We start from the raw sequence: 13,906 nt of genomic DNA on the forward strand, positions 1-13,906 counted from the left end.
TGGAATTATGAACCTGGCTCACCGGGAGCGGGTTCACCTGGTAGCAGTCGCTGGCCTGCAAATTCACCATAAGTCGTATTAATTGACTTTCGCTTCAGTGACTGCCCCATTAACGAACTTAACTCGTCCATCCGCTTCTGCAGAAGTTGTTTTACTTTCGCTTCATTATCCATCACTTCCTGCAAAATCTGCCGCAGATGCAAACGCATCACGCTGTCAATTTCGTCAGGAATTGGCGCATTAACTAAGCCTTCGACGGACTGAACATAAACAATCTCTTGCTCAACCAACGTATCCCACTGGCCGCTCACGGCCAAATGGAGAATTTTTTGACTCAGAGACAAAAGCTGTTGGTAATCTTTTAGAAGCCGATGGGGGGAGGCCATTAACGTACTTCCTGCTCTGGTTTGTAATTAGGGCCGATTTGCCGCCAGGCATCAGCGATATTTTCCAACAACACTTCAACTTCTTCTATTGCTTTGGGATCGTTATGTAAATTGGCAATCAACAAACGCTGAGACATGTAGTCGTACAGGGCAGACAAATTTTCAACAAGCTCTCCCCCTCTGTCCATATCCAGCCCAGCTTTGAGCCCGTTATTGATAATGTTGATCGCTTTAGATAACGCCATGCCTTTGCCCGGGATATCGCCTTGCTCCATGAGAATACGCGCACGCACCATTGCACTGCGCGCACCATCAAACAACATGACGATAAGCTGGTGTGGGCTTGCGCTCATCACACTGCTTTCAAGGCCTACCTGAGCGTAGGCTTGGCTGCCTTTCATATTGTACATCACGCTACCTATCTTTCTTTCATCGGAATTTAGAGCTTAGAGAACAGGCTGGTCAATTGGTTAGTTGTACTATTCATACCAGACATCGCTTTATCCAAGTCAGTAAACTGTTTTTGATAACGAGCTATCGTTTCTTCGATGCTGTTAGTGACGCGAGTTAATTGGGTATCTAATTTTTTTATTGTACTGTCGAGACCATCCTGCTTGGTTTTAATAACACCATCGATGTTATCAAGCAGCGACTTCATATAAGTTCGGGTCTGTGTTGCGAAACCCGTCTTATCGCTATCACCAACAAAGAATTCCCTAACTTTACCTGGTTCGTCTTTTAAGGCTTTATCTAGTTTCGTATCGCTGATTTCCAGCTTACCGGTTTTAGCGTTCTGAGTAATACCCAGATCGGCCAGAATGCGGAATTCACCGCCTTGGGGCTGAAGTGTCGTTAATTGTTGCTTAAGCTTGTTCTGGATTTCACGAACGGTTGAGTCACCAATCAAAGCACCATTGGTCGCGTTTTGATCTTCGCCAGGCTTAACTGGAGTAAATTTAGTTTGTGCAATGACAGTGTCTTGCAGTGCATTATAGGCATCTACCCACGCTTTAACAGCATCTTTCATGCCAGTAATATCTTGCGTAACGCTCAGTGTTTCTGGTTTATCTGTTTCTGTTTTTGCCTGTAGGGTTAATGTAACCCCTTCCAGCGCATCCTCGATCGTATTGCTTTGGCGCTCGATAGTAATACCATTGGCGACGATGACAGCGTTCTGCGCGGCGACTTTCTCGGTAGTTGTTCCAAGAAGACTATCACTGTCACTTAGCGTCATCTTACTCTCTGTCCCGCTATTTTTTGCGGTTAACATTAAGTAGTACTCATTATCTTTGGCTTTAACAATACTGGCAGTCACTGAGCCATTCGCTTTGTTGATGGCATCACGAACATCATTGAGTGATGTAGTGCCTGCTTTAATATCTATTTCCAATGATTTTTGGGTTTGCCCCGTAGTGGTGCCCGGGGTTGGAAATTTACCGTTATCTTGCGTAATGACAAGTTTTGTATCTGTGGCACTCAGTGCGTCTGTTGCACTGGTTTTAGCCGCAGAAGTGATTGAATGCGCTTGGGCTAAATGTTGTACTTCAACGGTGTAGGTGCCAGCAGCCGCCTTACTACTTGTCGTTGCGGTAAAAGCTTTGTTTGTACTTGATATACTCGTATTAGTAATGCCATCAATCGAACCTTTGACAATGCCGAATGATTCAGATTTTGCCAACGCATTGTTCGCCGTGTTCAATTTATCCAGCGCACTTTTTAACGCACTTACACCATTGACCTGTGCTTTAAAACTGGCTTGCTGCGTTTTTATGGGGGTAAGTCGCTGATTTTCAGCTGTTCTTAAGTTGTTTAGCAGCGTCGTTAAATCCAGGCCAGAGCCTACACCTAATGAGGAAATGGTTGCCATGATAGAATCCTTGTCTTGTCCAGAATCATTGGTCTACCTAATGCATATCGGCAGAGTTAGGAATAAGTTTAACATTAACGTCGATGTGATGTCGGTGTTGCTCAAGTAAGTGGGGCATTGGTTACAGATGCGTGGGATGAAAACACGCACTGATTGTTGTTCTCCTAAAAATTTTTGGCAAAAAAATTAAAGCTTCTGAAAAGTGTTCCGATAAATGTTAGCGACGGGGATGAACCCGTGGGTCTAACCCGAAACTTACATCTCATCGATTAAGGAAATCTATTATGGCCGGTATCAACACTAACATCATGTCTCTGGTTACCCAGAACAACCTGAACAAATCACAATCTTCTCTGGGCACCGCGATTGAGCGTTTGTCTTCTGGTCTGCGTATCAACAGTGCAAAAGACGATGCTGCGGGTCAAGCGATTGCTAACCGTATGACTGCGCAAGTTAAAGGTTTGACTCAGGCTGCACGTAACGCCAATGACGGTATCTCCCTGACGCAAACAGCGGAAGGCAACCTAAACGAAATCAACAACAACTTACAGCGTGTCCGTGAGTTGGCTGTTCAGGCGGCGAACGATACGAATAGCTCGGACGACCGTGATTCAGTTTATACAGAAATGAGACAGCGTCTGGATGAAATTGATCGTGTAGCTAAATCTGCGGATTTTAACGGTACCAAATTGCTGGGCGGTGCCGTTACTGGGCTCAGTATCCAGGTTGGTGCAAACACAGGTGATGACGAAGTCATTGAGATCACTTCTGGTGCATTGATTGATGCAACTATTACTGGTAGCGCCATATCTGGTGTTGACGATGCTGTAGAGGCTATTAGTGGTGGCGCTGCAACGAAAGATCTTGCACAAGATATTATTGATGCAGTAGACGATTCATTGAAGGCTGTAGACACCGCGCGTAGCAACTTGGGTGCGATTCAGAACCGTTTTGAATCCACGATCAACAACGTAAATAACACCATTAATAACCTGTCTAACGCCCGTGGCCGAATTCAGGATGCAGATTACGCAACCGAAGTGTCGAACATGAGTAAAGCGAATATTCTGCAACAGGCAGGTACCTCTGTTCTGTCTCAGGCGAACCAGGTTCCTCAGACTGTGCTGTCTCTGCTGCGTTAATTGTCAGCGATATAAAGCATTTTATAACCCGGCATTCGCCGGGTTTTTTTATGCCTCAAATAAAATAGACATTTATAGGTTTATTGATAGGTAAACGACCCTCTTTCCCAGTAATATAATAGCATTACCCTGCTTCCCTTCTACAGAAGGTGCTTTTCCATGCCGCACGTTTTTATCAGCACACTCCAACTTACTGATTATCAAGATGAAACATTAGCGATGTTGGATCTTATTGATGCATTTATCGCTAGGGGATGGTATGTCGATGTGTACTGTCATCACTATGACAATGCAGCAAGGCTTATTCTGGAACAGAAGTACGGGAATGATGCACTATTCGTCACGGATAGCGCAGAGCACGATTTTAGGGAAAGTTATGAGCTGCTTTGGCTTCAGTGCACGTCACTGAATGCCAGTCTATTGAATCGTCTGCTAAATGGCGGCATAACGACAAATATTGTTTTTGACCATCAGTCATTGCAGGCTTGGGAAATGATGCCTGCGGATGTTACGTTAGAAAACCGTCTGGCAGATAAAACTCTTGTTTTGTTATCTCGGTTGAATAATTTCTTACATGAAAGAGGGATTGAACCTTCCATAATCCAAGTGTTTCCTAATCCCGTACCTAAACGCCATTATGAACAAGTGTCTACGGTAGACGTCCCTTGCCTTAAAAGGCTGCTTGTGATTATGGATACTGGTTCATTGGTTGTAAATTCACTTGTGGATGAACTTCTACCTTATTCTGTTCAATGCGATATTCTCAGCCGAGAACAATGGCTTCAGAATGAGGATTTACAAGGTTATGATGCTGTAGTGACAACTGGTCGTATCGGTCAGTATGTGTTGTGTTCAGGTATTCCGGTCTATTTATATCGCGGTAGTGGTTTTATTGGCTATGTCAGTACCGAGTTGACCGAAGGTAATATCTTTCGGGAAGAAACGGTAGGTAAAACGCTTTCAGCAAAAGAATTGTCTGACGATATTATTGCCGGTTACCAAGGTGCTGTGGAATACATGCAGCAGCGGATGGCCTATTATAAGGCTCATTGGCATCTGCCAACTGTACTGGATGAGCTGCTGAAACAACTCCCTGCTCCTGCTCTTAAAAAAATAACCGATCAGGAACTGCAAAGGCTTACACTTCATAATTTAGCCTTACGTGATAAAATCAAACCTTTTTATTCCGTTGATCAGTGGTTAAGTGAACGACTTATTAGCCCTGCTCGGCGTGATTTCTTGCAAGCATTTATCCAAGCTTACCCAGAGATTGGTAATATTGCAGTTGCTATCATAGCAAAAGGCAGTGATGAATCATCGATCTTGACATCATTATCCAGTATACAATCTCAGTATTATACCGCGAGCGAAGTGTATGTATTAACCGATAACGTTGAAGGCTGTAACACCACTTTTGATCATACTGTTTGGTTATCTACTAATACTAATGCCAGCGACGTATTAAATACACTTATTGAACAAACATCGGCTGCATTTTTATTCATTCTACCTGCAGGTGAGCAGCTACTACCACATGCGCTGTTATTACTGGCTGAACATCGATTGCGCTTCCCTTCAGCTCGTGCCTTCTATTTTGATGAAGCGATTATTAAAGAGGGTAAAGCTGATAACCCGATACTGAAGCCCGAGTGCAATATTGATATGTTACGAAGCTACCCTTATATCGGGCGTAGTCTGGCTTTTGAAGTCGCATCATTACGTTCAGCGGGAGGGTTTACTCCTCTCGGTGGCGATTTTGAACTGTATGATGCCGTTTGGCAATTGATTGAAAAAGAAGGCCCTCAGGCATTAGGGCATATTCCTGAAGTTTTGGTATATACACAGCAGGCATTATTTGGCTGGCTACGTGATAGAACAGTGGGCAATAACTACTCGCATATCGTTCAGCGGCACCTTACCCGTTGCAATATTGATGCGCATATCTCTTCTGGTGTAAATGAAGGGATGTGCCATATTCAATATCAACATATGCATAGACCGCTAGTATCGATCATTATCCCTACACGCGATCATCTCTCACTAATCAGTCGCTGTATTGAAACGCTCATGGAGCAGACTTCGTATCCGCACTATGAATTGTTGATTGTTGATAACCAGTCAACCGATCCAGGTACTTGCCAGTACCTTGGCAAGCTTGCTGCCATGGGATTAGCACAAATTCAGGTTTTATCATGGCCACATTCGTTTAATTTCTCTGCTATAAATAATTTTGCTGCGGAAAAGGCAAAAGGTGAAGTATTACTTTTTCTTAATAATGACACTGAAATCACGAATGGAAAGTGGTTGGAGGCCTTACTGAATCATGCGCTGCGCCCTGAGGTAGGAATTGTTGGTGCGAAATTAGCATTTGCTGATGGACGGATTCAGCATGGCGGTATTGTCTTGGGAATGAATGACAGTGCTGCGATTGCATTTCAGGGAGCGTTAGCAGACTCAAAAGGGTATATGAATCGTTTATGTATAACGCATAATGTCAGTGCGGTGAGTGCTGCTTGCATGATGATGCGCCGTGATGTCTACCGTGAACTGGGGGGATTCGATGAGCAACAGTACCCTATTTATTTTGGCGATGTCGATCTTGCGCTAAAAGCTCGGCAGCAAGGGTATTTGGTCGTTTGGACGCCGGATGCTGAATTGATTCATTTAGGGGGAGCATCACGCTTATTGCAACGTTTTAATTTGCCCCCACAACCGCAAGTCACAGACATTGATGCACTCTATGAGCGTTGGTTACCGCAACTCACTAATGACCCATGCTATCATCCTGCTTATGGGAAATATGCACCAGGTTTTGCCTTGACACCAGAAATGGCGCGTTTCCAGCAGCCATTGCCTGGACGTCCATTACCTACGGTTATGGGCGTGCACTCTGATTGGCATGGTTGTGGCCATTACAGAATAATACTTCCGTTTCAGGCATTAGAAAGAGAAATGCATATTGAGGGGGGATTAAAACACGGAATGATAAAAATAGTTGATGTTGCCGATATCGCTCCTGATGTCGTTATTATTCAAGGAACAACTGGTGTGGCATTGCCTAATGTTGTGGCTCAATATCGTAAATATACTAATGCTGCCGTTGTTGCTGAATTTGATGATTATATTCTAAATGTACCAATTAATAGCGGAAATAGAAAAAAAATTTCTCATAAATTAATTAAAAATTTCCGAAAAGCGTTAGAGTCTGTTGATTGGGTCGTCGTATCGACTCCTGCTCTAGCTGATGCTTATTCTGAATATCATACTGATATCCGTGTTGCCTATAACCGTTTACCTGCATCATGGTGGAAAGGGCTTGTCAGTTTACGTCGACAAGGCAAGAAACCCCGTGTTGGTTGGGCTGGTGGGAGTAGTCATAAAGGGGATTTGGCGATTCTCCGTTCCGTCGTAAAAGAATTGGAAAATGAGGTTGAATGGGTCTTTATGGGGATGAAGCCCGAAGGTGTAAAATGTGAGTTTCATACAGGTGTCCCTATTGATTACTACCCACAAAAGACAGCGAGTTTGAACCTCGACTTGGCGTTGGTTCCGTTGGAATATAATCAATTTAATGAGTGTAAAAGCAACTTGCGTTTAATGGAACTAGGTGCTTGTGGCGTTCCTGTGATTTGTACTGATATTGAGCCCTATCGCTGTAATTTGCCTGTAACCCGTGTAGATAACCGATTTAAAGATTGGGCTGATGCTATTCGTATGCATTTAGCTGATATGGATGCGACAGCAAGAGCGGGCGATCAACTGAGAGACGCCGTGTATAAAGATTGGATGCTGGAAGGCGATGGTTTGACGGATTGGTTACAGGCTTGGTTGCCAAAATAGCGAGATAATGTAGTAACACAACATGAGGATGTGATAGCGCATTGGTTGCTGAAGAGCCAAGGGCGGTAGCATATTTTTAAATAATGATAATAGATCTTTGTAAACTATGTACATAAGCATTTGAGTTCAGGATAAATGATGAATAAAAAATTTAAATATCCTTATGTAATTGCTGTCCCAAGCTACACTGAATCTTCTCTTGGAATTCAGGTCGTACATCGTCTGTGTCATCTGATTAACCAACATGGTGGTGAAGCATACGTTGTTTCTCCGGTAACTAACCCAGAATGGAATACACCACAATTAACATCTGAGAGATTGAAAGAATATAAAGAATCGGGGAAAGTATTTATTGCTATTTACCCTGAAATATATTCAGGGAACCCTTTTGATGCCCCCATCTGTGTCAGATACATGTTGAATAGAGAAGGGGTTCTGAACGGTAATAGTATTAATGCAGGCGAGGACGATCTCTTTTTCTTTTATCGACAAGAGTTTGCTGAAAACGAAGCCAATGCAAATTTACTGATGATATCGACCTATGATTTGTCAGTATTTTGTGATGATGTGAAAGAGAAAGATCTTGACCTTTTGTATTTAAATCGAGTGCCGCGCAGTTGTGTCGATTTTTCAACCTTGCCTGAGAACATAAAAGTTTTATCGATGAAACAACCTCTATCGCTGAATGAACTTGCTAAAGTCCTTAAGCGTGGTCGCGTTATGTATTCTTATGAATCATCTGGTACCTGCGCTTTAGCTGGGTTATGTGGTTGCCCTGTGGTTGCCAGAGTTGCCTCGGGGTATGAAAAATATGCTATCACTGAGAATACTTCTAAAGATGTGGGAAATGCTGATTTCGCCTGGGATGACTCTCCACAAGAATTGGAGCGAGTAAAGGCAAACCTGTATAAATATAAAGATTTTTATGAAGGGTTGGATAGTTTATCCAGTCAACAATTTTTCACTTTTCTGGATATTACACAAAATAAAGCGCAAAATTGTTATGATAGTAACTATAAAGAAAATGTAGTGAAATGGGTTGAGCAACAGACGCTTTCTCCGGAAAGAATCGCTTTGGTTTCCAAAAAAATTAATGAATTATCATCACTTCAAATTATTTATGTTTGTATCTATGATCGTTCTGAGTCTTGGCCTGAGGTTTTAACTACGTTAGAGTCTTTATTACCTGTTAAGAAAATGTATTCAAGATTACACTGCATTGTTTTTACTGATAAAGAATATATTCTTTCTAAAGATTTTGAATCTTGGGTTTCATTGCACGAAAAAACAAAACTAAGTTCTACTATAAAAAACATAGCATTTGAGCCGTGTTTTAATTGGCTCCAGTATGTGAGAGCTGGTGTTACATTTATAGTAGATAGATTTTTTTCTGCTATATGTTACTTGAATAAGGTAAATGAATATAGCGCGATTTATCCTGACAAAATATTCATTAATGATAGCGGCGAGTTAGAATCAGCTTTTTTGCCAGATTTTAGTATTGATTACTTTTTGGGTTTTCCTTGCGCATTTTTCGTAGGCTGTTTTTTCCATCAAAGCATATTTAGAGATAATATTTTCTATAATGAAGCTCTTCCTGATTTTTTTGATTTCGATATTCTGATTCGTGTGGTTGCAGAAAAAGGGAATAGTAGTATCGGTCATTTCCCTGAACCATTATTAATTAGTGATTCAAAAAAAGAATTAAATATAGATAGCAGTAAAATAGAAGAATTGGTTGGGCGCTATTTAAGCGAAAAAGGTTATGTGAATAGTTTGATTTTTCACAATGCTTTAGGTGGATGTCGGATTGTTTATGGTCATAACAAAAATTTACCTAAAATTAGTATCATTCTCATCGATAATGGTAATGTCAATCTATTGCAGCGCTGTTTCATGGGATTATTGGAAAAATCTAAATATACCCATTATGAAGTTTTGATTCTCAGTTGCTATGCTGAGATCGAAGAGAATTGTTACTGGCTGGAAGAGGTCAGTAAAATTGATCCTAACAGGATAAAAGTCATCCTGCACCCATATCAGGAAAGTCGCGCGAGACTCAATAATATTGCAGCTAATCAAGCATCGGGTGATTATTTACTCTTGCTTGATGTGGCGGTTTTTCCTGCACATGATGAATGGCTGGAAAATTTAGTCAATCATTGTCTGCGTGATGATGTTGGATGTGTTGGCAGTAAAGTCATTAATCTAAATGAGAAAGTTTATTCAGCAGGCATGGTTCTTGGACTCAATGGTGTAGGGGAAAGTCCTTTTGTTGGGAGTCACTACTCAGCCCCAGGTTATATGTATCGTTTAGCAATAGAACAAAATTACAGTGCGCTTCCCTTGTTATGTTTACTTGTAAAACGTTCTGTTTATCAAGAAGTTGGTGGCATAGATGAGTCGCTGACGCAGGGATATCTTGCTGATATCGATTTAAGTCTAAAAATTCGTGATGCGGGTTATCTTTCCGTTTGGACCCCTTACTCTATTGTTGTAACTGATTTATCTCCAGAAAAAAATGATAAGAACAACGAAACTTGTTCAGAACAGGAGAGAGTTATCTATCATAAGTGGGAAGATGTCATTGCTAATGATCCTGCTTATAATAAAAATTTGTCCTTAACTAAGGATTATAAAATAGAAAAGCATATCAGGCCGCGCGAGCTATCGCTAGAACCTCAACGACTATCTCGCGTAATGATGTTTTCTGACAGTTATAATCCGATGGAGATATATCGATTAGATGAGCCTTTTTATAAAATGAGATGCGACGGAACGGTTGACGGTGCAATAGCTTCAGAACCTTCCGTTATATCTGATTTTTTGCAAATAGATCCTGATATTATCATTACCCAGAACTCTATTAAAAGTGGAAATATAATTAATCTCAAATCGATGAAAGATTGCTTCTCTATTTATGATATGAACTATTATGAATCAAGTAAGCTTGATGATAGTAAAAATAAAAAAGAATACTTGAATAAAATAAAAGAGAACTTGGCCCCTTTTGATAGGGTGATTGTCGGATCTGAAGCATTAGCCGAGCAATATGATAGAATACATCACGATATTCAGGTTCTACCTACATATTTACCTCATTTCTGGAATGACCTTGCCCTCACGGGAAGGCTAAGCGATAAACCTCGAGTTGGATGTATAACGCTGGGCCTCAGTGATGAAGATATTGAGTTGGTTTCTAACGTCATCCGTGATTTTTCTCACCAGGTTACATGGGTATTTTTGGGAACTTATCCTCCTAAACTGAAACCATTTATTCATGAATATCATCGCTATCATGGTTTTACACATTACCCTCAACAACTAGTCTCTCTCAATCTTGATTTTGCAATAGCACCGTTGGCTGATAATAATGCTAATCGAACACGCAGCAATATTCGTTTGTTAGAGCTTGGTATATGTGGAATACCGGTTATATGCAGTGATATTTTATGCTACAAAGGTAGATTTTCCGTTAATCTTGTGAAAAATAGATACAAGGACTGGTCTGCTGCAATGAATCGATATATCCATGATATTGATTCTACTAGAACGATTGGCACTGTGTTGAAAAGTGAAATTCAAGAAAACTGGATGCTTAATCAAAAAAACTTGGAAGTTATAAAAAAAATTTGGCTTCCACGATAATTTATTATATTAAGGGCTGTTTATGAAAAATGAAATATATGTTACCAGTCCACTACTTCCTCCACTGACTGAGTTCATTCCCTATCTTGAAAAGATCTGGGCCAACAAATGGCTGACGAATAATGGTCCGCTCCATCAGCAACTTGAAAAGAAACTTGCAGAACACTTAGGTGTTGAGCATCTTTGTCTGTTTTCTAATGGAACCTTAGCGTTGCTGACGGCTTTACAGGCATTGCGTATTACTGGCGAGGTGATCACGACACCTTACTCGTTCGTTGCAACCTCTCATTCACTGTTGTGGAACGGTTTGAAACCTGTATTTGTTGATATCGATCCTATTACTTGTAATCTCGATCCCGAAAAAATAGAACAAGCTATTACCCCAGCGACGTCTGCCATACTCCCAGTACACTGTTACGGTATTCCTGCCAATGTTGACCGAATTCAAGAGATTGCCGATACGTATGGGTTAAAAGTGATTTATGACGCCGCACATGCTTTTGACGTGAAGCACAATGGTGCCAGTATACTGAACCATGGTGATCTATCCATTCTGAGTTTTCATGCCACAAAAGTATTTAATACTATTGAGGGCGGAGCAATTATTTGCCCTGATGAAAAAACTAAAAAACGTATAGATTATCTTAAAAATTTTGGTTTTGCTGATGAAGTTACAGTCATGGCTCCGGGTATCAATGGTAAGATGAACGAGGTACAAGCGGCATTTGGCATGTTGCAGCTTCAATATATTGATCAGGCTTTGGATCAACGACGGAGAATATACCAACGTTATTGTGATGCTTTGCAAAACATTCCTGCGATAGGGCTAATAAATATGCCTCAGGGAGTTGATTGGAACTACGCGTATTGCCCCATCTTTATCGGTAAAGATTTTCCCTGCACACGTGATGAGCTTTATTCATTATTGAAAGAAGTGAATATTTTTTCACGGCGCTATTTTTATCCTTTAATCAGTTCTTTCCCTATGTATCGTGGTCTTGAAAGTGCCAGTCCAGATAATTTGCCGGTTGCTCAGTCTGTTGCTGATGTGGTGCTATGTTTACCCATTTACCCCGATTTGTTGCCAGAAGATCAAGATCGCGTAATCATGGCGATTTTGGCTCAGAGTAATGCGCCTAAGGTCAGCACAGCTGAACACCGAGGAGGAGCGTCAATATGAAATTGGCGATTTATGGCGCTGGGGGATTGGGGCGTGAAGTGTTGTGCCTAGCACAGGCTATTAATGCTACTCAAAATCGTTGGGATGAGTTCATTTTTATTGATGACTTTAACCCCAACCGCTTGCTTAAAGGTATCCATGTCACTGACTTTGTCTCCGTCCGAACGCTCTCTAGTATGGAAATAGTGATTGCGATTGGTGAGCCAACTGTACGCTGTCAAATTGCAGAGAAAATAGAAGAAAATCAATTAACATTAGCTACGCTTATTCATCCTTCTGTAGATATACCTTCTTGCACCACTTTGGGCAACGGTGTTGTGATATGCCAAGGGGCATCTATTTCATGTGATATCACGGTTAAGGATAATGCCTACCTTCAACCTAATATATGCATAGGGCATGATTGTGTCATTGATAATCACTCGGTGATCTCACCGGGCGTTTCCATCGCAGGTAATTGTCATATTGGTTCTCGAGTTTTTATTGGTATGAATGTCGCTATTAAGGAGAGAACTGCGATCGGTGATGATGTTATTATCAGCATGGGTTCGGTTGTATTCAATGATATTGGACCTAATGTCATTCTGTTAGGTAACCCTGGCAGAGTGATGAGAAAGAATGAATCCGGGCGTGTTTTTAAGTAAATTTAAAATAGGTAAACAAAAATGAATTCTCTCGAAATATATAACAAAATCTTCATGGACATTTTTTCTATCTCTCAGGATGTCTTGCTAGGATTCACTTATCAGGATACTGCATCTTGGGATTCTGTTGGACATATGACAATGATCGTCGCGATTGAAGAGGCCTTCGATATCATGATAGATACTGATGACATCATTGATTTCTCTTCTTATGAGAAAGGGATAGAAATTTTGAAGAAATACGATATTGAATTTTAAGACATGGGTATGCTTCTTGTAGAAGTCTTTCTCGTAGTTACGGAATACGCTGATATGCATAAAAGTATTAAATGCGATATGACCGATAAATACGCTATCGGTATGCTTGCAACTAATGTAGTTTTCACTTTCAATAATTTTTTTTAAAGACTGGAGTGCAAACTATGATATTGCAAGGGAAAAATGTATTAATCACTGGAACCCGTCGGGGCGTTGGGCGTGCAATGTTAGATGTTTTTGCTGCTAACGGCGCTAACATCTATGCTCATGCTCGCAAAGAGGATCCTGAATGGTTAACTGAATTACAGCGCGTTGCAGACCAATATCAAGTTGATATTTGGCCAATATGCTTTGACATGACTGATTTTTCTGCCATGAAACTGGCACTTAAACGCGTTATGAGTGATAAACGGCCGATTGATGCAGTTATTAACAATGCAGGCATTATTGTTAATACATTGTTTCAGATGACAAGTGAGGAGGTGTTACGTAGGCAGTTCGAGGTGAATTTTTTCTCGGTTTATTTATTCACTCAATATATTACCAAGTTGATGTCACGACAGAAAAAGGGAAGTATTATTAACATAGTGTCGGTCGTCGCCAGTGATGGTAATCCTGGTAAATCGGCGTATGGCGCGTCCAAAGCGGCTGTTATTGCGATGACAAAATCGATTGCTGCGGAATTGGGCGAAATAGGAATAAGGGCAAACTGTATTGCTCCGGGCATTATTGAAACAGAAATGCTTGATACGTTGCCCCCACATATTCTAGAGTCTACCCGTAATGCGACACACCTTAGACGAATCGGTAAGCCTAATGAAGTGGCAGAACTTGCCGTTTTTCTTGCATCTGACGCCGCGAACTACATTACTGGCCAGGTTATTCGTATTGATGGTGGAGTGAATTAAACCTTGACTCGTCAGTTAATAGATTATTATGGT

Annotated in this window: 10 protein-coding genes; 7 read left to right on the forward strand and 3 right to left on the reverse strand. The window is 41.1% G+C overall.

Annotated features, from left to right (window positions below):
* Positions 1-5: 5 nt before the first annotated feature.
* The 3 genes from fliT to fliD are packed head-to-tail and all read right to left on the reverse strand — an operon-like array spanning position 6 to position 2,253.
* Positions 6-386, reverse strand: coding sequence for a flagella biosynthesis regulatory protein FliT (gene fliT / locus H0247_RS11105; RefSeq protein ID WP_039498613.1), 381 nt, complete (start codon positions 384-386; stop codon positions 6-8).
* A complete protein-coding gene (gene fliS / locus H0247_RS11110; RefSeq protein ID WP_180742590.1) occupies positions 386-796 on the reverse strand; it encodes a flagellar export chaperone FliS in 411 nt (136 codons plus the stop codon). Before fliS ends, fliT begins: the two co-directional genes overlap by 1 nt.
* A gap of 29 nt (positions 797-825) precedes the next feature.
* Positions 826-2,253 (reverse strand): flagellar filament capping protein FliD, encoded by a 1,428-nt coding sequence (gene fliD / locus H0247_RS11115; RefSeq protein WP_180742591.1) that lies wholly within the window; start codon positions 2,251-2,253, stop codon positions 826-828.
* Between the two features lie 284 nt (positions 2,254-2,537).
* Between fliD and H0247_RS11120 the strand changes: the two genes are divergently transcribed.
* The 7 genes from H0247_RS11120 (at position 2,538) to H0247_RS11150 (ending at position 13,873) form a co-directional block, all read left to right on the forward strand.
* Positions 2,538-3,395: a flagellin gene (locus H0247_RS11120; protein WP_180742592.1), complete on the forward strand. Its 858-nt coding sequence runs from the start codon at positions 2,538-2,540 to the stop codon at positions 3,393-3,395.
* A gap of 159 nt (positions 3,396-3,554) precedes the next feature.
* A complete protein-coding gene (locus tag H0247_RS11125; RefSeq protein ID WP_180742593.1) occupies positions 3,555-7,235 on the forward strand; it encodes a glycosyltransferase in 3,681 nt (1,226 codons plus the stop codon).
* A gap of 138 nt (positions 7,236-7,373) precedes the next feature.
* A complete protein-coding gene (locus H0247_RS11130; RefSeq protein WP_219606714.1) occupies positions 7,374-10,883 on the forward strand; it encodes a glycosyltransferase in 3,510 nt (1,169 codons plus the stop codon).
* A 22-nt stretch (positions 10,884-10,905) separates the two neighbouring features.
* Positions 10,906-12,063 carry a DegT/DnrJ/EryC1/StrS aminotransferase family protein gene (locus tag H0247_RS11135; protein ID WP_039498607.1) on the forward strand — a complete coding sequence of 386 codons (1,158 nt, stop codon included), beginning with the start codon at positions 10,906-10,908 and terminating at the stop codon, positions 12,061-12,063.
* The gene (locus tag H0247_RS11140) at positions 12,060-12,707 is read left to right on the forward strand and encodes an acetyltransferase (RefSeq protein ID WP_039498606.1); all 648 of its coding nucleotides are present in this window, start codon (positions 12,060-12,062) and stop codon (positions 12,705-12,707) included. The genes H0247_RS11135 and H0247_RS11140 overlap by 4 nt, the downstream gene beginning before the upstream one ends.
* Positions 12,708-12,728: 21 nt before the next feature.
* On the forward strand, positions 12,729-12,965 hold the full coding sequence (locus tag H0247_RS11145; protein WP_039498605.1) for a hypothetical protein: 237 nt from the start codon (positions 12,729-12,731) through the stop codon (positions 12,963-12,965).
* Between the two features lie 164 nt (positions 12,966-13,129).
* Positions 13,130-13,873, forward strand: coding sequence for an SDR family NAD(P)-dependent oxidoreductase (locus tag H0247_RS11150; protein ID WP_180742595.1), 744 nt, complete (start codon positions 13,130-13,132; stop codon positions 13,871-13,873).
* Positions 13,874-13,906 lie beyond the last annotated feature (33 nt).

The organism is Pectobacterium sp. CFBP8739 (assembly GCF_013449375.1).
In the GTDB taxonomy this organism is placed as follows: Bacteria; Pseudomonadota; Gammaproteobacteria; order Enterobacterales; family Enterobacteriaceae; genus Pectobacterium.